The 22,195-nt window shown below is 62.3% G+C and carries 23 protein-coding genes; 17 read left to right on the top strand and 6 right to left on the bottom strand.

Annotation, left to right across the window (positions count from 1 at the left end):
• Positions 1 to 65: 65 nt before the first annotated feature.
• Both gmd and HY921_01525 read right to left on the bottom strand, forming a co-directional pair.
• Positions 66 to 1,154 (bottom strand): GDP-mannose 4,6-dehydratase, encoded by a 1,089-nt coding sequence (gene gmd / locus HY921_01530; GenBank protein ID MBI5629544.1) that lies wholly within the window; start codon positions 1,152 to 1,154, stop codon positions 66 to 68.
• Positions 1,155 to 1,169: 15 nt separating this feature from the next.
• Positions 1,170 to 2,051 carry a transglycosylase SLT domain-containing protein gene (locus HY921_01525; protein MBI5629543.1) on the bottom strand — a complete coding sequence of 294 codons (882 nt, stop codon included), beginning with the start codon at positions 2,049 to 2,051 and terminating at the stop codon, positions 1,170 to 1,172.
• A 166-nt stretch (positions 2,052 to 2,217) separates the two neighbouring features.
• Between HY921_01525 and HY921_01520 the strand changes: the two genes are divergently transcribed.
• From HY921_01520 to HY921_01440, 17 genes are all read left to right on the top strand, one after another.
• Positions 2,218 to 3,135: an SDR family oxidoreductase gene (locus tag HY921_01520; GenBank protein MBI5629542.1), complete on the top strand. Its 918-nt coding sequence runs from the start codon at positions 2,218 to 2,220 to the stop codon at positions 3,133 to 3,135.
• A 31-nt stretch (positions 3,136 to 3,166) separates the two neighbouring features.
• The gene (rpsB, locus tag HY921_01515; protein MBI5629541.1) at positions 3,167 to 3,961 is read left to right on the top strand and encodes a 30S ribosomal protein S2; all 795 of its coding nucleotides are present in this window, start codon (positions 3,167 to 3,169) and stop codon (positions 3,959 to 3,961) included.
• Positions 3,927 to 4,796, top strand: coding sequence for a translation elongation factor Ts (tsf, locus tag HY921_01510; GenBank protein MBI5629540.1), 870 nt, complete (start codon positions 3,927 to 3,929; stop codon positions 4,794 to 4,796). Before rpsB ends, tsf begins: the two co-directional genes overlap by 35 nt.
• Entirely contained in the window at positions 4,796 to 5,503 is a 708-nt protein-coding gene (locus tag HY921_01505) for a UMP kinase (protein ID MBI5629539.1), read from the top strand. The genes tsf and HY921_01505 overlap by 1 nt, the downstream gene beginning before the upstream one ends.
• A gap of 5 nt (positions 5,504 to 5,508) precedes the next feature.
• Positions 5,509 to 6,081: a ribosome recycling factor gene (gene frr, locus HY921_01500; protein MBI5629538.1), complete on the top strand. Its 573-nt coding sequence runs from the start codon at positions 5,509 to 5,511 to the stop codon at positions 6,079 to 6,081.
• Between the two features lie 61 nt (positions 6,082 to 6,142).
• Positions 6,143 to 6,793: a di-trans,poly-cis-decaprenylcistransferase gene (gene uppS, locus HY921_01495; protein MBI5629537.1), complete on the top strand. Its 651-nt coding sequence runs from the start codon at positions 6,143 to 6,145 to the stop codon at positions 6,791 to 6,793.
• Positions 6,794 to 6,799: 6 nt separating this feature from the next.
• Positions 6,800 to 7,585 carry a phosphatidate cytidylyltransferase gene (locus HY921_01490; protein ID MBI5629536.1) on the top strand — a complete coding sequence of 262 codons (786 nt, stop codon included), beginning with the start codon at positions 6,800 to 6,802 and terminating at the stop codon, positions 7,583 to 7,585.
• Positions 7,586 to 7,601: 16 nt separating this feature from the next.
• A complete protein-coding gene (locus tag HY921_01485) occupies positions 7,602 to 8,777 on the top strand; it encodes a 1-deoxy-D-xylulose-5-phosphate reductoisomerase (protein ID MBI5629535.1) in 1,176 nt (391 codons plus the stop codon).
• Positions 8,774 to 9,865, top strand: a complete 1,092-nt coding sequence (locus HY921_01480; GenBank protein ID MBI5629534.1) for a site-2 protease family protein — start codon at positions 8,774 to 8,776, stop codon at positions 9,863 to 9,865. The genes HY921_01485 and HY921_01480 overlap by 4 nt, the downstream gene beginning before the upstream one ends.
• Positions 9,862 to 11,565, top strand: coding sequence for a proline--tRNA ligase (locus HY921_01475; protein MBI5629533.1), 1,704 nt, complete (start codon positions 9,862 to 9,864; stop codon positions 11,563 to 11,565). Before HY921_01480 ends, HY921_01475 begins: the two co-directional genes overlap by 4 nt.
• A gap of 130 nt (positions 11,566 to 11,695) precedes the next feature.
• On the top strand, positions 11,696 to 12,193 hold the full coding sequence (locus tag HY921_01470; GenBank protein ID MBI5629532.1) for a hypothetical protein: 498 nt from the start codon (positions 11,696 to 11,698) through the stop codon (positions 12,191 to 12,193).
• A 150-nt stretch (positions 12,194 to 12,343) separates the two neighbouring features.
• Positions 12,344 to 12,799 (top strand): ribosome maturation factor RimP, encoded by a 456-nt coding sequence (locus tag HY921_01465; protein ID MBI5629531.1) that lies wholly within the window; start codon positions 12,344 to 12,346, stop codon positions 12,797 to 12,799.
• Between the two features lie 16 nt (positions 12,800 to 12,815).
• Complete coding sequence (gene nusA / locus HY921_01460; GenBank protein MBI5629530.1) at positions 12,816 to 14,069, top strand: transcription termination/antitermination protein NusA; 1,254 nt, start codon at positions 12,816 to 12,818, stop codon at positions 14,067 to 14,069.
• A gap of 18 nt (positions 14,070 to 14,087) precedes the next feature.
• A complete protein-coding gene (gene infB / locus HY921_01455) occupies positions 14,088 to 16,496 on the top strand; it encodes a translation initiation factor IF-2 (GenBank protein ID MBI5629529.1) in 2,409 nt (802 codons plus the stop codon).
• 6 nt (positions 16,497 to 16,502) lie between these two features.
• Positions 16,503 to 16,856 (top strand): 30S ribosome-binding factor RbfA, encoded by a 354-nt coding sequence (rbfA, locus tag HY921_01450; GenBank protein ID MBI5629528.1) that lies wholly within the window; start codon positions 16,503 to 16,505, stop codon positions 16,854 to 16,856.
• Positions 16,856 to 17,587: a tRNA pseudouridine(55) synthase TruB gene (truB, locus tag HY921_01445; GenBank protein MBI5629527.1), complete on the top strand. Its 732-nt coding sequence runs from the start codon at positions 16,856 to 16,858 to the stop codon at positions 17,585 to 17,587. Before rbfA ends, truB begins: the two co-directional genes overlap by 1 nt.
• Positions 17,584 to 18,096 carry a riboflavin kinase gene (locus HY921_01440; protein ID MBI5629526.1) on the top strand — a complete coding sequence of 171 codons (513 nt, stop codon included), beginning with the start codon at positions 17,584 to 17,586 and terminating at the stop codon, positions 18,094 to 18,096. The genes truB and HY921_01440 overlap by 4 nt, the downstream gene beginning before the upstream one ends.
• Here HY921_01440 and HY921_01435 read toward each other — a convergent pair.
• Genes HY921_01435 through HY921_01420 form a run of 4 tightly spaced genes read right to left on the bottom strand, consistent with a single transcriptional unit; the run spans position 18,029 to position 21,894 of the window.
• On the bottom strand, positions 18,029 to 18,820 hold the full coding sequence (locus tag HY921_01435; GenBank protein ID MBI5629525.1) for an ABC transporter permease: 792 nt from the start codon (positions 18,818 to 18,820) through the stop codon (positions 18,029 to 18,031). The genes HY921_01440 and HY921_01435 overlap by 68 nt on opposite strands.
• A complete protein-coding gene (locus HY921_01430) occupies positions 18,817 to 19,692 on the bottom strand; it encodes an ABC transporter permease (protein ID MBI5629524.1) in 876 nt (291 codons plus the stop codon). The genes HY921_01435 and HY921_01430 overlap by 4 nt, the downstream gene beginning before the upstream one ends.
• Positions 19,692 to 20,753: a spermidine/putrescine ABC transporter substrate-binding protein gene (locus HY921_01425; protein ID MBI5629523.1), complete on the bottom strand. Its 1,062-nt coding sequence runs from the start codon at positions 20,751 to 20,753 to the stop codon at positions 19,692 to 19,694. Before HY921_01425 ends, HY921_01430 begins: the two co-directional genes overlap by 1 nt.
• Positions 20,746 to 21,894 carry an ABC transporter ATP-binding protein gene (locus HY921_01420; protein ID MBI5629522.1) on the bottom strand — a complete coding sequence of 383 codons (1,149 nt, stop codon included), beginning with the start codon at positions 21,892 to 21,894 and terminating at the stop codon, positions 20,746 to 20,748. The genes HY921_01425 and HY921_01420 overlap by 8 nt, the downstream gene beginning before the upstream one ends.
• Positions 21,895 to 22,195 lie beyond the last annotated feature (301 nt).

The raw sequence follows: 22,195 nt of genomic DNA, 5'->3' as shown, positions 1-22,195 counted from the left end.
GCGCATAGCCCATAAGACCTAGACTTATCCACCAAAACTTCGCGGGAAGTTTCTGTGGATAACTTCTAGTGGTAATCTTCCTGGCGGAGGGAGGAAAGGCCCCGCTTGCGGCGCAGGGCGTCGAAGCGGGCCAGGGAGAGGTCGGTGCGGACCATTTCCGCGACCAGCTCCTTGAAGGTCGCGCGCGGCTTCCAGCCCAGGAGCCGGCGGGCCTTGGCGGCGTCGCCCCACAGAGCGTTGACCTCGGTCGGGCGGAAGTAGCGGGGGTCGATCGAAACGATTTCCTTTCCAGAGCCCGAGAGAACCCCGCGCTCCTTGAGCCCCTTGCCCCTCCAGGAGAGGGACAAGCCCAATTCCTTGGCTGCGGCCTCGACGAATTGACGCACCGAGTGCTGCAGACCCGTGGCGATGACGAAGTCCTGGGGCTCCTTCTGCTGGAGCATCAGGAACTGCATCTCCACGTAATCCCGGGCGTGGCCCCAGTCGCGCTTGGCGTCGAGATTTCCAAGATAGAGCTTCTCCTGCAGGCCGAGTTTGATGCGGGCCAGGCCCCGGGTGATTTTTCTCGTGACGAAGGTTTCCCCCCGCACCGGGGACTCGTGGTTGAAGAGGATGCCGTTGCAGGCGTATAGCCCGTAGGCCTCCCGGTAGTTGACGGTGATCCAGTAGGCGTAGAGCTTGGCGACCCCGTAGGGCGATCGGGGATGGAAGGGGGTGCGCTCGCTTTGGGGCCCGGGGGCGTTGCCGAAGAGTTCCGAGGTCGACGCCTGGTAGAAGCGGGTCTTATGCTTGAGGCCCAGGATGCGGATGGCCTCGAGCACGCGCAAGGCCCCCAGGGCGTCGGCGTTGGCCGTGTATTCCGGCTCCTCGAAGCTCACCGCCACGTGGCTTTGGGCGGCCAAATTATAGATCTCATCTGGTTGGACCTGCTGGATGACTCGGATGAGGCTCGTGGAGTCGGTCATGTCTCCATAGTGGAGGATGAAGCGCAGGGGCCTCTCGTGGGGGTCCTGGAAGAAATGGTCGATGCGGTCGGTGTTAAAAAGGGAGGCGCGGCGCTTGATGCCGTGGACCTCATAGCCCTTGCCGAGCAGGAGCTCGGCAAGATAGGCGCCATCCTGGCCCGTGACTCCGGTGATGAGGGCCCGCTTCATCGGCAAGGCCGTCGTCTATTGCAAAGTGCCGGTGGAGGAACTGACCGGGATGGCCGCGTATTGCTGCATGGACCGGGTCGAGCGCAGGAAGTCCGTGACCCTGGAGCGGTAGAACATCTGCACCTTGCGCACGTAATCCCGGGTCTGGCGGTACCAGCGATCCCTATAGAGGAACTTCGGGCCAGCGTTGTAGGCGGCAACGATCCGGGCCTTGAGCCACACAGGCGCGTTCTGAAAGCGCACGCCCTTGAGCTTGTAGCGGCGCCAGGCGCGTTGGAAGAGGTGGGCCAGATAGCGGGCACCGGCCTTGATGTTGAATTCCGGGTCGGTCAATCTGTCCTGGGACACGCCCATTTCCTTGGCCGTTCTAGGCATCACCTGCATGAGGCCGCGCGCGCCTCGCGGGGATCGCGCGCCGAAGAAGAACTCGGACTCGGCGGCGATGATGGCCTTGAGGAGCCGGGGATCCAGGTGGTAGGCTTGGGCGTGCTTGAGGATGATCGCGTCAAAACGGTCGGTTTTTTCCGGATGGCCCAGAAGGCGCATGAAAGTGCGCCGGTAGGCCTTGTCCTGGTGCGGAGGCGGCGGCACCACGATGGGCGCCCAGCGCTTCCTGGGCTGGCTGGGAAGCTTCGCGGGGTCGAAGCCCGCGGGGGCCGCGAATGCCCGTGGAGCGGGAGCGGGAGCGGCCTGCTGGTGGCGCACGGCCGCCGCGTCGTAGTAATGGCGCAGCTGCATGTAGTCGAGGCCCACGGTTTGCGCCGCGGCCAAAATCAGAGGAGAACGTTCCTTGGCGCCCAAGGAGGCGGATTCCAGAGGAGCTTGAGCGTCCGCCGCTCGGCAGAGAAACGCCAGGGCCGCGAAGGTAAGGAGTTTGCAGACGGTTCGTTTTGCCATAGGCCTCGTAATTATAACACCTCCTGCAACGCTCGCATGGGCCATAAGGCCCACGCCATGGGTCCCAAAGGACCTAAGGTTAGGAAAATGCATCCTCATTGTCAAGAAAATATTTCGAGGGCCTTGAGCGCAGGAGAGTATTTGTTATAATAGCGCTCCTTCCCGAATGAAAAAAAAGCCCCGCATCCTCGTTATAGGCGCCACCGGCCTCGTCGGCCAGGCGTTGCTCCGGGCCTGGGAGAAGCGCGCCGTTCCCGGCGCGGCCGGCACCTCGCTTGCTCAGTCGTTCGAGAACTGCCTTCCTTTGGACATCACGGACGCGTCCTCGGTGGAGAGAATCCTGGCCGAGCTCCGACCCGACGCCGTTTTCCTTCCCGCGGCCAATCCCCACGTGGATTATTGCGAGTCTCACCCGGAGGAGACTCGCAGGGTGAATATAGATGGAAGTCTTAATGTCCTCCGGTGCTGCCGCCGGCATGGATGCAAAATGGTCTTTTTTTCCTCAGACTACGTCTTCGACGGTCTCCGGGGACCTTACGCCGAGAAGGATTCCGTCAGCCCCATCAACGAGTACGGCCGGCAGAAGGCCGCGGTCGAGGAGGAGATGCTCAAGGAGGCCGGCGGTCATCTTGTGCTGCGGATTTCGGCCGCTTACGGCTGGCATTGGCTGCCCAAGAATTTCGTGCTCCAAATAAGGGAGAAGCTGGGAGCGGGGCAGAGCCTGCCAGTGGCCGCGGATATCCGCTCCAACCCCACCTACGCGGAGAATCTGGCCGAGCTGGCCGTGGATCTGGTGCTCAAGGGCGAGAGCGGGCTTTTCCACTTGGTCGGGAGTGAATGCCTGTCGCGCTACGATTTTGCCGTGGCGGCGGCGCGGACCTTCGGCCTCGAGGCCGGCCTTGTGCGCCCCGTCCCGAGCCGGTCCTTGTCGCTCGCGGCCAGGCGTCCCCCGTTTTCCTCCCTGAAGACGGACAAGCTGCAGAGGGCCTTGGGAGTTTCACCCTTGGGCGCCGGCGAGGGACTGCGCGCCATGGCCTCCTTTGAATCTCAATGGCGAATTTGGTACAATAAAAAGATAAAGTAATATCCTATAAAAGGAAGGAGAAGCGCATCGAATGATCAACGTATCCATGAAGGCCATGCTGGAAGCCGGGGTCCATTTCGGGCATCAGACCCGCCGCTGGAACCCGAAGATGGGAAAATTCATTTTTGGCGAGCGCAACAGCATACACATCATTGACCTCCAAAAGACGGTCAAGGAGATCAAGAAAGTTTACGCTTTCGTCAAGGATCAGGCGGCGCTGGGCAAGGCTTTCCTGTTTGTGGGAACCAAGAAGCAGGCCCAGGAAATACTCAGGGCCGAGGCGGAGCGCTGCGGCGCCTCCTACGTCTGCGACAAATGGCTGGGAGGGACTCTCACCAATTTCTCCACCCTGCGCAAGTCGGTGGCCAGGCTCGAGGAGCTCGAGAAATGGCAGAACGAGGGCGTGTTCAATATTCTCTCGAAGAAGGAAGTGGCTCGCTTGAGCAAGGAGATGGCTAGGCTCAAGAAGGTTCTTGCCGGCATCCGGCACATGGACAAACTGCCCCAGATCCTTTTCGTCATCGACCCCGTGGAAGAGGATCTGGCCGTGGCAGAGGCCCGGCGCCTCAAGATCCCCATCGTGGCCGTCTGCGACACGGACTGCGACCCGGATCTCATCGATCATCCCATCCCCGGCAATGACGATGCCGCCAGGTCCATCAAGCTCTTCTGCGGCATCATCGCCAGCGCCGTGGCCGAGGGCAAGGCCGCGCACGAGGCGCAGAAGAGTGCTGGAGTGCAGCAGGCGGAGCAGGCCATGCTCGCGTCACAGGAGGCTGTGGTTTCCGAGGATGCCGCTCCCGTGGAACCTGCTCCGGGAGCTTGAGATGGCCGACATGAACCGATTGATCGTGGATTTACGCGAAAAAACGGGGGCTGGCATCATGGACTGCAAAAAGGCCCTGGTGGAGTCCAATGGCAAGTTCGAGGACGCCCTCGTGGCCTTGCGCAAGAAGGGCTTGGCCGACGCGGCCAAGAAGTCGGCTCGGGTCACCAAGGAGGGCCTGGTGGCCTACTCCGTCGTGGGCAAGGCCGGAGCCATCATCGAGCTCAACAGCGAGACCGATTTCGTGGCCCGCACCCCCGAGTTCGGCAAGCTCGCCTCTGATCTGGCCCGGAAGGCCGCCGCGGGCGAAATCAGGAGCTCAGAGCAGGCCCAACCCCTGATCCAGCCGGCTTTCGAGAAGCTGGGAGAGAACATCGTCCTCAGGCGCTTGGAGCGCCTGGAGCTCGAGGGCGCGGGCCTTATCTCCGGCTACATCCATCTCGGCGGGAAAAAAGGCGCCTTGGTCCAGCTTTCCTGTCCCCCGACCCCCGCCAATCCGGAAGCTCTCGCGGAGCTCGCCAAAGAGCTCTTGCTGCAGATCGTCGGTTTTTCCCCCCGCTATCTCAGGCGCGAGGACGTCCCCGCCGCGGACGTGGAGCGGGAGAAGGAGATATATACCGAGCTCCTGCGCAAGGAGGGCAAGCCAGAGGCCTCGATTCCGAAAATCATCGAGGGAAAGATCAATAAGCTTTTCTACCAGTCCTTCTGCCTTCTCGAGCAGGTGAGCGTACGGGACAATAAGACCCCCGTGGCTTCGCTCATCAAGGACGCCGGCTCCAAGCTCGGAGGCCCGGTGGCCGTGACGCGCTTTGCGCGCTATCAGCTCGGCGAATAATGGATTCCAGAAGGGTCCTGCTCAAGCTGTCAGGAGAGTCTCTTTGCGGGGAATCCGGCCACGGCATCAATTCCGGGGCCTTGGCCAGGATTGCCAAGGAGATCAAGCTCGCCCACGACCGAGGAGTGCAGATGGGAGTGGTGGTGGGTGCCGGCAACATATGGCGGGGCGCCTCAGATCGCGGTGAAGCCATCGGCCGAGTGACCGCCGACTACATGGGGATGCTTGCCACCATTATCAACGCCCTGGCCCTGCAGGATGCCCTCGAGCATCTGGGCGTTCCCACCCGGGTCCAAACCGCCATTGAGATTTCCAAGCTCGCCGAGCCCTACATCCGCCGGCGGGCCATACGTCACCTCGAGAAGGATAGGGTTGTTATCTTTGCGGGCGGTACTGGAAACCCCTATTTCACCACGGACACTGCCGCGGCCCTGCGCGCCGTGGAGATAGAGGCGGAGGTCTTGCTCAAGGCCACCAAGGTCGACGGCGTTTACACGGACGACCCACGCGTCAACAAGAAGGCCAAGAAGCTGGAGCATGTCCGCTTCATGGATTCGATCCGCAACCGTCTGAGGGTCATGGACACCACGGCTCTGACCCTCTGCATGGAGAACCGCATGCCGGTTCGCGTCTTCAACCTGAGCGTGGCGGGGAACATTTCGCGCGCGGTGGCGGGACAAAAGGTCGGGACTTTGATCACGGAGTGAACCTTATGCCGATCACTGAAGGCGTCAACGCGGTCTTGAGCCGGATGGAAAGCCAGATGCAGGAAAAAGTGTCCAAGCTCGCCAAGGAGTATTCCGTGCTCCGCACGGGCCGCGCCAATCCCCTCATTTTGGAGTCCGTCAAGATCGAATATTACGGTCAGGTGGTGCCCTTAAAGCAAGTGGCCGCGGTTTCCGTGCCTGAGGCGCGCGTTCTAGAGATCCGACCCTGGGACCCCGCGGTCCTTCCTGATTTGGAAAAGGCCCTCCAGAAGGCCGACCTGGGGGCCCAGCCCCAGAACGACGGCAAGCTCATCCGCCTAAGCCTGCCCGCCATGACCGAGGAGCGCCGCAAGGACATGGTCAAGGTGGTCAAGCGCATGGGCGAGGAATTCCGTGTGGCCGTGCGCAACGAGCGCCATGACGCCCTTTCCAAGATCAAGCAGGCCGAGAAGGCCAAGGAGCTCACCCAGGACGACGTCAAGGGCTTGGAAACTCGCATCCAGAAGATCACTGACGGCTACGTGAATCAGATCGACGAGCAGGTCGTCCAGAAAGAGAAAGAGATCACCACCATCTAAGGCCCTCGCCACCAAATAAGTGCTGGATCCCAAGAAGCTCCCCCGCCATATCGCTATCATCATGGACGGCAACGGGCGCTGGGCCAAATCTCGGGGGTTGCCTCGATTGGCCGGACATAAGAAAGGAGTCGACTCCGTGCGCGAAATCGTGCGGGCCTGCGCCGAATTCGGCATAGAGGCCCTCACTCTTTACGCCTTCTCGACGGAAAATTGGCTGAGGCCCGCCCAAGAAGTGTCGGAGCTCATGAAGCTTCTTTCCCACGCGCTACGCCATGAGACTTTGGAGCTCGAGAAGAACAATATCCGATTGAGGGCGATCGGCAGACTCGAGAGACTGCCCGTCGCGGTCCGGGAGGAGCTTGAGCGCTCTACAGAGCGCCTGTCAAAGAATTCCGGCCTGCGCTTGAACATAGCCTTGAATTACGGCGGCCGGCAGGAGATCGTGGACGCGGTCAACCGCCTCTGGGAATCTGGGGCCAAAAAGGTCCGAGAGGAGGATATTTCGGCGGCTCTCTACACCGGGGACCTGCCGGAACCGGATCTCCTCATCCGCACCTCCGGTGAAATGCGGGTTTCCAACTTCCTCCTCTGGCAGATCGCCTACGCGGAGCTGTACGTGACTCCGGTGTTTTGGCCGGATTTCCGGCGCCAGAACCTGGTCGAGGCCCTGCTCGACTTCCAGGGCCGGCGAAGGCGCTTCGGAGGCCTGTAGTAGGGCATGCTTCTTCCCCGCGTCTTGACGGCCTTGGCGGGAGTTCCCCTCCTCCTCTTCGTGATCCATTGGGGCGGCTGGAGCTTCTCCTTCTTGGTCCTGGCGGTTTGCTGCCTGTCCTTGTACGAGTACGGAATGATCCTGCGTATCGGCCGCAAGCCCGTGCAGAGGCTTTTCGTGATCCTGGCGGGCCTCGCCTTGGCTTTGTGCCTCATCCTCTCTGGCCCGCTCAACCTGACCGTTTCGGGGCTCATGGCCGCGATAGTCCTCCGGGAGATGTTCAGCAGCGACCGTTCGCTCGAGCGGATGGCCTTGACCATATTCGGCGCGGTGCTTCTAGGCTGGATGCCGGCTCATCTCGCCTTGATTCGGGATTTGAGGCCGCACGGGGAGAAGTTCACCTTCCTCTTTTTCCTTGTCGTTTGGGCTATGGACAGCGCCGCCTACTTCGTGGGCAGGAAATGGGGCGGCCGCAAGCTCGCGGAGGGCATCAGCCCCAAGAAGACCTGGGCCGGAGCCGCGGCGGGTTTTTCCGCGGCCGCGCTTCTCGTGTTTTGCTTTCGGGCGGCCGAACCCCTGCTCCTTTCCAGGGGCCAAGCCGCGGCCCTGGCCCTGATCATAGGCGCGGGAGGCCAGCTTTCGGATCTGGCCGAGTCCATGATCAAGCGCGCCGTGGGCGCCAAGGATTCCGGCAACCTCCTGCCCGGACACGGGGGCGTCATGGATCGCTTCGATTCCTTCCTGCTCACGGCCCCGGCCGTATACTACTGCCTGCAGGCTTTTATATACTAACCCGTTGCGCAATCAGATGAAGAGAATAGCGATATTGGGCTCCACGGGATCCATCGGAGTCAATGCATTGAGAGTCGTCGAGCGCATGCCGGAGCGTTTTCAGGTCGTGGCCCTGGCGGCGCACAGCAACTCCCGGCTCCTGGCCCGCCAGGCCCGTAAATTCAAGCCTAAGATGGTCGCCCTGTTCGACACCAAGGCCGGCCAGTCCCTGACGGGCCTCGATGGCTCCTGCAAGTGCCTTGCGCCCGGAGTGGAGGGCTTGGCCGAGATGGCGGCCCATCCCGACGTAGACCTCGTGCTCACGAGCCTGGTGGGCGGAGTGGGGTTTGCCCCGCTTCTTTCCGCCATTCGCGCGGGCAAGACCGTGGCCTTGGCCAACAAGGAGCCCATGGTGATGGCCGGCGCGCAGTTCATGCGCGAGGCAGAGCGCTGGCAGGCCCGCATCATCCCCGTCGATTCCGAGCCCTCGGCCATCTTCCAGTGCGTGCAAGGCCATGCCTCGGCCCGCAAGGCAGGCCCTTTGACGGACGAGATACGGCGCGTGTTCCTGACCGCCTCCGGCGGGGCTTTCTACCGGCGCAAGGGCGGTCTCTCTCGCGTGACTCCGGCCGAGGCTTTGAGGCACCCGACCTGGAAAATGGGCAAGAAGATCACTGTCGACTGCGCCACCCTCATGAACAAGGGTTTCGAGTCCATCGAGATCATGGGCCTCTTCTCCCTGTCCCAGGACCGCATCGAGATCGTTATCCACCCTCAATCCATCATCCATTCGGGCGTGGAATTCTTGGACGGCTCGACCATGGTCCAGATGTCCCCTCCCGACATGAGGCTCCCCATTCAATACGCCATGAGCTATCCGGAGAGGGGTGAGCGCGTCATAGAGCCATTAAATCTCTTCGCAATCAAGAAATTGTCCTTTCACAAACCTGATTTTCGCCGCTTCCCATGTCTGGGATTGGCGCGCGAAGCGGCGAATGCCGGCGGGGCCATGCCCGCGGTGCTCAATGCCGCCGACGAGGTCGCGGTGGAGGCATTCCTTTCCGGGGCCATTGGATTTACCGACATCCCGCGCGTCATCGAGACCGTGATGTCTCGTCACTCTCCGACATCGCGCCTCCCCGGCTTTGGGGAGGTGGTCGAGGTCGATCAATGGGCCAGGCATAAGGCCCAGGAGGCTTGCCGCTCTTTATGATCCATTACCTTATTCATCACCTGCAATCGGCCTTGGCCGTGATACTGACTTTCGGGGTGGTCATCTTCCTCCATGAGTCGGGGCATTTCTTCGTCTGCCGCTGGCTCGGGGTGAAAGTGGAGCGGTTCGCCTTCGGCTTCGGGCCGGAGCTGCTGGGGATTACCAGCAACGGCACGAGGTTCTCCGTCTGCGCGTTCCCCCTGGGGGGCTTCGTCAAGCCCGCCGGCGAGGAGCTGGAATCATGCTCGGGTAAGCCCGACGAGTATTTCGCGCAGTCGTGGAACCGGCGCCTGGCCATAGTCGCGGCGGGCCCGGCCATGAATTACGCGCTTGCCTTCGTCTTGTTTACCGGGGTCATCTTCGTCAACGGCGTCCCAGAGCCGGGTCGGCAGGCCGTCATCGGGAATATGATGATAGGGTTTCCCGCGGACCGAGCCGGGCTCAAGGTGGACGACGTCGTCACGGCCGTGGGCGGCCAGCCGGTCTCGAGTTGGGAAGAGCTGGCCGGCGCGATCCACAAGTACCCCAATCAGGAGATTGAGCTGCGCTACCGCCGGGGCGGGCAGGAGGGCTTGCTCAAGGTCGTCCCCAGGAAGGACGAGGCCAGCGGCCAGGGCCTCATCGGCATCACTCCGAAGCCGGTGTACCGTCCCGTGGGCTTCTTCGAGGCGGGGCGCCAGGGCGCCCGGCAGTGCTGGGTTCTGACCCTCTTCACGGTCAAGACCATCGCCTCCAAGATCATGCGCCGGGAAAGGCCGGACCTAGCCGGTCCGGTCGGCATCGTCCAGATGGTGAGCCAAGCCGCGCATTCGAGCCTCGAGGATTTAATATCGCTCATCGGCCTTATCTCCGTGGCCATCGGCTTCTTCAACATCCTCCCGGTGCCCTTGCTCGACGGCGGGCACGGCGCCATGTACCTCTGGGAGGGCCTTTCCGGGCGCAAGCTCACCAGGGACGCCATGAACCTAGCCAACAGCGTCGGGATCGCATTCCTGGTCTCGCTTCTTCTCTTCGCCACCTACAACGATTTCCTGCGCATCCGCGGCGAGCGCTCCGTCGGTAGGCCCCCGGCCTCCCAAGCGCGATGAAGCTCAGCCGCTACTTCCTTGCCACCCTGCGCGAGGCTCCGGCAGACGCGGACAACGCCTCCGCCAAACTCATGCAGCGGGCAGGAATGATCCGCAAACTCTCCTCGGGGATTTACGAGTGGCTTCCCTTGGGCCTGCGGGTTCTGCGCAAGGTCGAGGCCATCGTGCGCTCGGAGATGGACGGCATCGGGGGGCTTGAGGTCTCTCTTCCCGTGATCCAGCCCAAGTCTCTCTGGGAGGAGACCGGGCGCTGGGGAGTCTACGGAAAGGAGCTTTTGAGGATCAAGGACCGCAAGGATGGGGATTTTTGCTTTGCGCCCACGGCAGAGGAGGTGATCACGGACCTTGCGCGCCGGGAGGTCCGCTCCTGGCGCCAGCTCCCGGTCATGCTCTACCAGATCGGCCTCAAGTTCCGCGACGAGATCCGGCCGCGCTTCGGAGTGATGCGCGCTCGGGAGTTCCTGATGAAGGACGCATACTCCTTCCATGCCGACGAGGCAGAGGCCTCGGCCTACTACCAGAAGATTTATGAGGCCTACCAGCGGGTATTCTCCCGCTGCGGCCTCAAGTTCAAGCCGGTGGAGGCCCAGTCCGGGGCGATCGGGGGCTCGTTTTCGCATGAGTTCATGGTCCTGGCCGAGACCGGCGAGGAGACCGTGGTCTCGTGCGCGCGCTGCTCCTACGGCGCCAACCTCGAGAGGGCCGAGGTGAAGGACTCGTTTGCCCGGCCGGACGGGTCGGACTTGAAGCCCATCGAGGAATTCCCGACCCCGGGCCTTTACAGCGTGGAGGACGTTTCCAAATTCACCGGAGAGCCCTCATCCCGCTTCCTGAAAATACAGCTTTACGTCGCCGACAAGAAGCCAGTGCTCGCCCTCTTGCGCGGCGATCACGAGCTCCACGAGGCCAAACTCGCGGCGGCCTTGGGTACGCCCCTCGTTTTCCGCGCCACTCCCGAGCAATACGCGGAGCATTTGGGCTGTCCCGTGGGCTTCGCCGGCCCCCAGGGCCACGCCCAAGTGCCGATCTACGCGGATTTCGCGGTCAAGTCCGTCAAGAACGGGGTCACTGGAGCCAATAAGCCGGAGACCCACGCTCGGAACGTCAACCTCGGCAGGGACTTCGAGCCGCGAGGATTTTTCGACCTGCGCCAAGCACGCCCCGAGGACCCCTGTCCGCGCTGCGGCGGCCCAACGGAATTTTTCCGCGGCATAGAGGTCGGGCACACCTTCAAGCTCGGGACCAAGTATTCCCAGGCCCTGGAGGCTTGCTACCTCGACAAGGAGCAGAAGCCCCACCCCATGATCATGGGCTGCTATGGAATCGGGGTTTCCCGCGTGGTCGCCGCCGCCATCGAGCAGGGCCACGACGGCGATGGGATCATATGGCCTCTAGCCTTGGCCCCTTTCCAAGCCTGCGTCATCGCCATCGACGAGTCCGACGACGCCCGGGTCCGGCCCGCCGTGGACGCCCTGGTCGCCGAGCTCGAGCGCGCGGGCCTGGAGGTTCTCGAGGACGACCGCGACGTCAAGCCCGGCGTCAAGTTCAAGGACGCCGACCTCGTCGGCATCCCTTTTCGCCTGGTGGTGAGCCGAAAAACCCTCGACCAGGGCCAGGTCGAGTTCAAGAGGCGCAATTCTCCCGAGACCCTGCGCTGGCCCATCGCCGAGGCTGTGTCCCGCCTGCGAGCGGTCAAATAGGCCTAAAGGCCTATTTGACCATAGGTCTAAAGACCTCCCGTGCATAGGTCTTATGGCCTATATTGGGATTGGGCCTAATCGCTAGAATCCGCACATCAGTGCAGCGCATTCCGGGCACAGGAGGCTAGCGATGAGACTGGGGAAAGTGGCGATGGTCGTGGCCGTGGCCGCTGGTGCGTCGTCGTGGGGCGGGCTGGGCTTGGCGAGGGCGGAGGTCAAGCCCGCGGGCTTCGAGACCGAGCTGGGCAAGGTCGAGGGCAAGGTGGTTTTTCAGTCGCGGGACCGCCGTGGCGGGGTTCCCGACTCGTTCCCGTACTACCGAGACGGACGGCGCTACCTGTGCACCTTGGACGAGTACGGCGACGGCCAGGATAACTGCGTCAAGCGTTGCTTGAACCGATACTCCGACGGCTCCTGCGCGCGCTACGGGGCGGACTTCTGCGGACGGGGCGTGGAATGCGTTCCCCAATGCCTCTCTCGCTACTCCGACGGCGATTGCGCCGGCTACGGCCCGGACATTTGCGGCCGCCACGTCCGCTGCGTGCCCTATTGCGAGAGCCGCTATTCCGACGGTTCCTGCGCCCGCTATGGCCGGGACCGCTGCAGCGGAGATATCCAAACAAATTAAAAGGGGAGAGCCCGTCAACCGGGTCCCGCTTTATCACGCGGGACCCGGTTTTCTTTTGACAAACTCTCTTTAATCTTGCTACAATTAACTGGGTATTTTTGTTCATGACAAGTGGCAGCCGTCGGGCCACTTTTTTTATTAACCATGGGAATAGGCCAAATCGAGCAATTAATCGCCCCCCTCCTGGAGCAGGAGTCCGTGGAGCTGGTGGATTTGAAATTCGCCAAGGAAGGCTCCGGCTGGGTCCTGCGCTTCTTCCTCGACAAGGAGGGAGGCATCACCATGGACGATTGCGCCTACCTTTCGGAGCGCATCGGCAGCCTCCTTGACACGAGCGATATCATCAGCCACTCCTATACCTTGGAGGTCTCCTCTCCCGGGCTCGATCGCGTCCTTAAGAAGGAGCGCGATTTCGAGCGTTTCTTGGGAAAGACCATACGGTTGAGGCTCAAGGCCCCCCTCAAGGGCCAGCGCAACTTCAAGGGCCGGCTCCTGGGCTTTAAGGAAGGCAAGGTCCTGATGGAGGAGGGCGGCCAGGCCCGGGAGTTCGAGCTCTCCCAGATCGAGGAGACCCGGCTCGATTATGCGGCGGACATCTCATGGTAGGAGCGTGTTGAACGCTATGGCAAAATCGGAATTGATACTGGCTTTGGAGCAGATCGAACGCGAGAAGGGCATCAAGAAGGACGATGTCCTCAAGATGATCGAGGGTGCGGTGGTGAGCTCCCTCAGGAAGCACGTGGGTAAGGACGCGGTGGTCGAGGCTTCCATCGATCCAGAGACCGCGGAGTTCCGCGCGGCCGTCGTCAAGAAGGTGGCAGAGACCGTGGCGAACCCCGAGCTGGAGATTTCCCTGGGCGAGGCGAAGCTCTACAAGCGCGACGCGGCCGTGGGCGAGGACGTGAGGCTGCCGGCGCCCGCCGCGGATTTTGCCCGCATCGCCGCCCAAACCGCGAAACAGGTCCTGACGCAGAAGATTCGGGAAGTGGAGCGGGATAATCTCTATGAGGAATTCAAACCCAAGGAGGGAGAGATCGTGACGGGTTCTGTCCACCGCTTCCTCGAGCGCAACATCATCGTGGACTTGGGCAAGACAGAGGCCATACTTCCCATCCGCGAGCAGATCCGCCGCGAGCGTTACGCCGTGGGCAATCGGGTGCGCGCCGCGATTCTTCGCGTGGACAAGGCCCAGAGAGGCCCCCAGGTCGTCCTGTCGCGGGCGGCCCCCCTCTTCTTAAGAAGACTTTTCGAGCTCGAGGTCCCAGAGATCGGGGATAGGATCGTGGAGATCGTGGAGGTCGCCAGAGATCCGGGGTTCCGGGCCAAGGTGGCCGTGAAGTCCAATGATCCCAAGGTGGATGCCGTCGGGTCCTGCGTCGGGATACGGGGGTCTCGCATCAGAAGCATCATGAATGAGCTTTCCGGGGAGCGCATTGACCTCATCGCCTACAGCCCGGATCTGCCCACGTACCTGAGCAACTCCTTGGCTCCGGCCAAGGTCTCCTCGGTGCGCGTCATCGACGGCGAGAACAAGAAGGCGGAGATTCTGGTCTCTGATGAGCAGCTTTCCTTGGCCATCGGCAAGGATGGGCAGAACATACGCCTGGCGGCGCGGCTCACCGGGTGGGAACTGGAGATCAAGTCAGAGGGCCAAAGAAGCGCCGAGGCCAAGGCCGGCCAAGATGAGGCGGCCAAGGTCCTGGCCGAGCTTGAGGGCGTCGGGCCCAAGACCATAGAGATCCTCGTCAAGGCAGGGTTTACCGACATCTCGAAGCTCGCCCAATGCAAGCCTGAGGAACTCATGACCTTGCAGGGCATCGGCGAGAAAACGGCCGCCAAGATCATCGCCAGCGCCAAAGCACGCAGGTCAGGCTAAAATGCTATTATAATATAAGTGGATAAAAAGAAGAGGCCGGCCAAGGAAACAAAGGAAAAGGAACCCAAGAAGACTTCGGGCAAGGCTGCCCCTAAAAAAATGGGCAAGTCCAAAAAACCGGGAGAGAAGCTCGGCATCCGCAAGCACGAAGCCGAGGTTCGTTCCGTCCAGGAGGAGGGCTCCATAGCGCCGCCCTCCAAGAATCTCGTTTCGGCTTTCTCCCTTTTCAGGCAGACCAAGCGCTCCATTCCATCGGCGCCCGTCGTGACGCGCCTGGCTCCGGGAAGCTCTTTCCCGAAACCGCCGGCTCCGAAGCCCGCCGCTCCCGAGGCGCCCCCGCGGAACAAGGAAGGCGTTCCCGCGGTGCCTGTCCCCCTTCCACAGGGCCAGGCGAAGACGCCCGCAGCGCCGGCCAAGCCTGCGGTGCCCCAGGCTGCGGCCCCCGCGGCACCGCAGGCGCCGGTGCTCCCGAGGCCGGCTGCGGCTCCCGCTCCGCGTCCTTTCGTCCCGCGCCCCGGTGAGCCTCCGGGCGGCGGCCAGCGGCCGCCACCCCCTCAAGCCCGTCCTGCCGCCCCACAAGGCAAGCCCGCGCAGAAGGCCCCGCCCCCCAAGGAGTCTTCCAAACCCGCGGCCGAGGCCGCCCAGTCCAAGTCCGCCTTGAAGCGCTTGGAAATTTCCTCCATGATCACTGTGCGCGAAATCGCCGAGAAAATGGAGGTAAAGCCGAACGATTTGATCAAGGAACTGATGGCGCTGGGCATTTTCGCCACGATCAACCAGCGCCTGGAGACGGACGCCGCGGCCATCGTGGCCCAGGAATTCGGCTACGAGCTCAAGGTCATGGCCATGTACAAGGAGGAGGAACTGGAGAGCAGATCTTCTCGATCCGAGAAGCCCGAGAATCTCAAGTCGCGCCCCCCGGTGGTCACGATCATGGGCCACGTGGACCACGGCAAGACCAGCCTCCTGGATGCGATCCGGTCCACGCGCGTGGCCGAGGGCGAGTCCGGGGGCATTACCCAGCATATCGGCGCCTACAAGGTCGGGACTCCCAAGGGCGACATCGTTTTCCTGGACACTCCTGGCCACGAGGCTTTTACGGCTATGAGAGCCAGAGGCGCCAAGGTCACTGACATCGTGATCCTGGTGGTTTCCGCGACGGACGGGGTGATGCCCCAGACGATCGAGGCCATCGATCACGCCAAGGCCGCGAGCGTGCCAATAATCGTTGCTGTCAACAAGATCGACTTGCCGGGCGCCAATCCCCAGCGCATACGCCAGGAGCTGTCCAAGCATGGGGTCATGTCCGAGGAATGGGGCGGAAAGACCATTTTCGTGGATGTTTCGGCCAAGAAGAGGCTCCATCTCGACGTCCTTCTCGACATGATCTCCTTGCAGGCGGAAATGCTCGAGATCAAGGCCAATCCGGATCGTCCCGGCTACGGAGTGATCTTGGAGGCGAGGCTCGATCCCAAGCGCGGCAACGTGGCCACTCTTCTGGTCCAAGTCGGCAGCGTCAAGATTGGGGACTCTTTCGTCGCGGGCCTTTGCTACGGAAAAATAAAAGCCTTGATTGATGACACTGGCAAGCGTCTGGGAGCAGCTGCGCCCTCCACCCCGGTCGAGATATTGGGTTTCATGGAGACCCCTCAGGCCGGAGACGTGTTCAGCGTGGTCTCCGATGAGCGTCAGGCCCGCGACATCGCGGAGAAGAGGCGCCTGCTCCACCGCGAGCAGTCCTTCGCCCATCAGCGCCACATGACCTTGGTGGGACTCAAGTCCCAGGTTTCCGGCCCCGCGGCCAAGGACCTCAATATCGTGCTCAAGGCCGACGTGCAGGGCTCCCTGCAAGCCTTGAAGGACTCCCTCGAGGGCCTCACGGGCCCGGAGTGCAGGGTGCGCATCATTCATTCCGGCATCGGCAACGCGAGCGAGTCGGACGTGCTCCTGGCCTCTGCTTCGGATGCCGTGACCCTTCTTTTTCATGCCGATGTCGAACCCCGGGCCCAGGAACTGGCTCAGCGAGAGGGCGTCGAGATCAGGCGTTACCAGGTGATCTACGACCTCATCGCCGACGTGAAGGCCGCGCTTGAGGGCCTCTTGGAGCCGGAGATCGTGGATGTGGTGGCCGGCAAGGGGGAGGTCCGCGAGGTTTTCAGCGTCAAGGGCGGAGCCCGCATCGCCGGCTGCTTTGTCCGGGAGGGCAAGGTGGTGCGTGGGGGCCTGGCTCGTGTGGTTCGCGGGGCCTCGGTTGTGCATGAGGGCAAGATTTCCTCTCTCAAGCGCTTCAAGGACGACGTCAAGGAGGTCGAGAAGGGCCTTGAGTGCGGCTTGGGTTTCGACAACTTCGCCGACTTCCAAAAGGGCGATCAGTTGGAATTCATCGTCAAGGAATCCAGAACCCGCCGGCTCACCCAGCCCTCCTAAGGCCCTGTGTTTGCGCGCAGCGAGCGTTTAAAGGAACTTTTCAAGATCGAGATCATACAGGCCTTGCGCGGCGTCAAGGATCCTGGCGTTTCTGGCCTCATGACGGTCACCGACCTCGCCCTGAGCCCCGACATGAAGACGGCCACGGTCTACTATTCCGTATTGGGCAGCGCGCGCCAGCGCGCCGGCACGGCCGGCGCCTTGGAACGGGCCGCTCCGTATCTGCGGCAGGTTTTACGCAAGAGGCTCAGCCTCAAATTCATCCCCCACTTCGTGTTCCTCTACGACGACACTCCCCGCAAGGCCTCGCGCATCGACCAGCTCCTGATGCGCATCGAGGGCGAGCAGGAGGGCGGCTGATGACGGGGCCGGCTGGAATGATCCTTTTCGACAAGCCCCAGGATTGGACTTCCCATGACGCGGTGGCGGTTCTCCGGAGGATGCTCCCTCCCAACACCAAGGTCGGCCATTGCGGCACCTTGGACCCCTTGGCGACCGGCCTCCTCATACTGCTCGTCGGCTCCTGCACGCGCCTCCAAGGGGCTATGCAGGGCTTGGACAAGGTTTACTCTGGCGCCATCCGCTTCGGGATCATGACAGACACAGGAGACCGCCTGGGCCATGTCGTGGGGGAGCGCCCGGTGCCCGATCTAGATCTTGAGTCTCTGCGGGAGCTCCTGCGCGGTTATTGCGGCAAGGTCGAGATGCCGGCGCCGGCCTACTCCGCGGTCAAGCATAAGGGGAAGGCCTTGTATAAATACGCCCGTCAGGGCGTCGCCGTTCCGGCCAAGCTCCGGGTGAGCCGTATCTATGACTGGCAGGCTCTTTCCTACGAGGCTCCCCTCCTCGGGCACCGCCTGTCCTGCTCGAGCGGCACCTACGTGCGCTCATTGGCGGAGGTCTTGGGCCGTAAGGTGGGCTGCGGGGCTACCGTTGAATGCCTGCGCCGGGAGAGCATCGCTGGCTTCGACGTCAAGGATTCCCTGGGCTTGGAGAGGCTCAAGGCCATGAGCTCCACCGAGCTTTCGGCGATGCTGGCCAAGTCCCTTCCCCGCCTTCAGGCGGCCCTGGGCCGCCCTTCCCGCGTTTGATCCCTTCCCCGCTTTGCGGCACCGTGGTCTCAGGCGACGGCTTGGGGCGGAAACTGGGATTTCCCACGGCCAACATTGAAACCCAGGATGCGCTTGCTCCCCTCGGAGTCTATGAAGTTCGAGTCTCGGGCCCGGGCCTCTGCGGCCGGGCCGCGCTCTGCAACGTGGGCGCGCGCCCTACCGTGAAGTCGGGCGCCACGATCCTGGTGGAGGTCCACATCCCGGGCTTTAAGGGCGACCTCTACGGCCGGGAGTTGACGGTGTCTTTCGTGCGCAAAATTCGCGATGAGAAGAAGTTTCCCTCCCTCGGGGCATTGAGGGAGCAGATCCGCCGCGACGTCGGAGGCATCATGGGAAGCAAGTTCAATCAGGACGGCAATCTCTTGGGCCGCGCCGGGGCGCTCCTGGCCCTGGCCGCGCTGGGGCTTTGGCTTAAGTGCCTCATATCTCCCGCCTGCGTCCATTGTCATAGGCCCGAAGTGCTGCGTTCCCGGCCAAGAGGACGATAGTCAGGCCTACCAGGCAGGAGGCCATGGCGTTGATCTCGGGGGTGACCCCGAATTTCATCATCGTGTAGATTTTGACCGGCATGGTCACGATGCCGATCCCGGCGATGAAGAAGCTCGTAACGAAATCCTCGAAGCTGACGGTGAAGGCGAGCAGGCTCCCGGAGAGAAGCGCCGGCCCGGCCAGGGGCAAGGTCACCTTGAGGAAGGCTTGCCATTCCGAGGCGCCCAGGTCCATGGCCGCCTCCTCTAGGCGGCAGTCCTTGAGGGAGAGAAGCCGCGCCCGGATGGAGCTTGTGGTGTAGGGCAGGGCTATGAGGGCGTGGGCGCAGGCCAGGCTCCAGAAATTAAGGGCGATCCCCAGGCGCGCGAAAAAACTGAGCAGCCCCACTCCCATCACTATTTCGGGCATCATGAGGGGGACGCTCACCAGGCAAGAGTAAAGCCCCCGGCCCTTGAAGGGGGCGTGGCGGGCCATCGCGTAGCTGGCCAAGAGGCCCAAGAGGCAGGCGATGAGGCTTGCGGCAAGGGCCAGCTTGAGGGAGGTGGCCAGCGCCGTCAAGAGCTCCGCGTCCTGGAACAGGCTCGAATACCATTTCAGGGTGAAGCCCCTCCAGGCGACGTTGCGGCGCGCGTTGTTGAAGGAGAAGGCGAACATCACGGCCAAGGGCAGGTAGAGCAAGCCGTAGAGAGCGGCGCAGTAGACGGAGAGGGCCTTGCCCCTCATCCCCTCATCTCCAATTCGCGACCCTCGAACCTCTGATGAAGGAAAATGGCCCAGGTGAGGCAGAAGGTCAGGACCGTGGTCAGGGCCGCCCCGAAGGGCCAGTCCTGTGCCATCAGGAATTGGTTCTGGATGAGGTTGCCGAGAAGATAGGTGCCAGACCCCCCCAGGAAGTCCGCGGTCAGGAAATCCCCCAGGCAGGGCACGAAGGTCAGGAGGCAGCCCGCGAACACTCCGGGCAGGCAAAGGGGCCAGGTAACCTTGCGGAAGGTCGCCCAGGTCCCGGCCCCGAGGTCGTAGGAGGCCTCGATGTAGGAGCGGGGAATCTTCTCGAGCGAGCCGAAAAGGGGCAGCACCATGAAGGGCAGATAGAAATAGACCAGCCCCAGCAGCACCGAGAAAGGGGTGTTGAGAAGCGCCAGGGGATTCTCGGCCAGCCCGAGCTTCAAGAGCAGATGATTCAGAAGACCCTGGCGGCCCAGGATGATCATCCAGGAGTAAAGCGATACCAAACAGGAGGTCCAAAAGGGGACCATGAGAAGGACGAGAAGCGTTCCCCGGCTCCTGCCCGCCCCGAAGCTCAGATAATAGGCCAAGGGGAACCCCAGGAGCAGACAGAGAAAAGTCGCGCTCGAGGCGTAGCCCAAGGTTCTCAAGAGGACCGGGAGGTATTTGGGGTTGAGGGCGCGGGAGAAATTGCCCCAGGTGAAGGACCAGAGCAAGGTCCCGTAGGGCCCGCGCTGGATAAAGCTCAGCGCCAGAAGCCCGATAATCGGGAGGATCAAGAAGATCAGGAGCCAAAGGGCGGCCGGTGCTAGCATCAGGTGGCTGGCCTTGGGGGATTTCCCGCGGATGAGCCAGGAGAGAAACCGCATCAGGAGACCTTGACGTCCGACCACAGTTCGTTCCAGAGCTGGGTCGTGTCGGGATCGAGAAGGGCGTGGAACCTGAGGCGGGTCTTCACCGCGGCCAGCGGGAACACCCGGGGGTCCTTGAGAAGGGCGGGGTCCAGGAGCGGTCGCGCGGCCGCGTTAGGGCTGGCGTAGCGCACGGTATTGGCGATCTCCGCGGCCACGTCCTTGCGGATGAGGTAGTCCACGAGCTTGAGGGCGTCCTCGCGGTGGCGGGATCCCCGGACCAGGCACAGGTTGTCCGCCCACATGAAGCTTCCTTCCCTTGGAATCACGTAGTCGATCTGGGGATTCTCCCGGCGCGCCTGGAGGGCGTCCCCAGACCACGCCATGGCGAGAGTGAGCTCCCCCGCCACCAAGCCGTCGATGTAGGTGGCGCTGCTGTACTGGCGCACGAGGGGCTTCTGCGCCAGAAGGAGCTGTTTGGCCTGCTCGAGTTGTCTCTCGTCGGTCGTGTCCTCGGGGTAGCCCTTGAGGAGGAGGGCCATGCTGATGCAGTCCCTGGCGTTGTCGAGCATGGAGATCTTGCCGCTCTGCTTCTCATCCCAGAGCGCCTCCCATGAGGAGGGCGTCTGGGGCACCTTGTTCTTGTTGTAGGCGATCCCGGTGGTGCCCCAAAGATAGGGAACGCTGTAGGCGTTGTCGGGATCGTAAGGGGTATTGCGAAATTGAGGATCGATATTTCCTTGGTTGAACAAGACTCCCTGCGGGATGGGATCGATGAGATTGGATGCCTTGAGGCGCGGGATCTGGTAGTCGGCCGCCACGATCAAATCGTAGCCGCGCGCCCCGGAGCGGAGCTTGGCCGTCATCTCCTCCTCGTCGGCGAATTCCTCGTAATTGACCGAGACCCCCGACTCGCGCAGGAAGCGCGGTAAAGTGTCCTTGCCGATGTACTTGGACCAATTGAAGAAATTGACGACACGCTTCTCGGCTTCTTTGGCGCAGGAGACAAGGAGCCCTGGCGCAGCCAGGGCGAGGAGACTTGTTCTCAGGAACTCCCGGCGCGTGACTTTTTCAGGCATCGAGCAAGAGGAAGTCCGCGGCACTGACATCCGCCCAGACCGGCGAGCCCGGCTCGTGCTTTTGATGGTGGCGGGTTTCCATGGAAAGGGCCAGCAGACTCTTGCCGGAGACGCTGAAGGGCGAGAAGAAAATTTGGCTTGCGGATCCAAGGTAGACTTTTTCGCGGAGAAGTCCCTTGATGCGAATTCTGTCGAAGGCCAGGGGAACGTCGTCTTGGTAATGAATCGTGATCCTCTCGGGGCGCAGGGCGATCTTGACCCCGGCTCCCGCGGGAGCCGGGGACGGGCCCAGGCAGGGCAGGTTCAAGTCGAGCTCCCCCTCCAAGCGCAGGCGCAGGCTTGCCTGGCAGGACGAGAGGATTTCGGCGGACATCACGTTGGCCGAGCCGATGAAATCCGCCGCGAAGCTGGTGAGGGGCCGCTCATAGATCTCCCTGGGAGTCCCCACCTGCTCCACGAGACCTTGATTGAAGACGGCGATGCGGTCGGAGATCGTCATCGCCTCCTCCTGGTCGTGGGTAACGTAGACGAAGGCCAGGCCAAGCTTTCTTTGGAGGCTCTTGAGCTCGAGCTGCATTTCCTTCCTGAGCTTCAGATCCAAAGCTCCGAGCGGCTCGTCCAGTAGGAGGAGGGAGGGTCTGCCCACCAAGGCACGGGCGAGGGCGATTCTCTGCATTTGACCCCCCGAAAGCTCGGTGGTTCGGCGCTTCTCGAAACCGGAGAGCTTGACCAAGGCCAGGGCCTCGGAGCATCTGCGCCGGATATCGTCCTCGGCAAGATTCTTGATCCGCAGGCCAAAGGCGATGTTCTCGTAGACGCTGTAATGGGGGAAGAGGGCATAATGCTGGAAAACCGTGTGCACGTCCCTGCGATAGGGAGGGAGGGCGCTCACTTCCTCCCCGGAGAGGATAATTTCCCCGGCGTCGGGCCGCTCGAAGCCCGCGATGATGCGCAAGGTCGTGGTTTTTCCGCAGCCGGAGGGTCCCAGGAAAGTGAGGAACTCCCCTTTGCGCACTGAAAGGGAAATCCCTCTCAGGATGGGCGCGCCCCCGAAGGATTTCTTGATGCCCTTGAGTTCCAGAAGTCCTTCGGGAGGGGAGGGGCGATCTCTATCTTTCGAAGGGGGCGAGTGGTTTCCCATCGCAACTTCTTGCATTAGAGGCAAATCATACAAAATCACGGCGGTAAGGGCTCGCAATGGAATAATATGACCAACTGGCGGGGGCAATTTTGGAGCGAGACGAGGATCGAGGAGCGAGCATACCCGCAGCGGTATGTGAGTGACGAGGGACGAAGTCGCAGCCCAAAAGTGCCCCGGCCCTCCGGGCAGGCCCATCTTCGGCCGATTTCTTCGTTGCTCGTCGGTCACAATGCGCTGCGGCATTGCTCCCTCCTCGCGCCTCGAAATCAACTCGAATCTGGGCCTGCCAGTTGGTCATATT

It is taken from the genome of Elusimicrobiota bacterium (genome assembly GCA_016218575.1).
Lineage (GTDB): Bacteria > Elusimicrobiota > Elusimicrobia > UBA1565 > UBA9628 > JACRDN01.
This window is presented reverse-complemented; position numbering and strand designations above follow the sequence as displayed.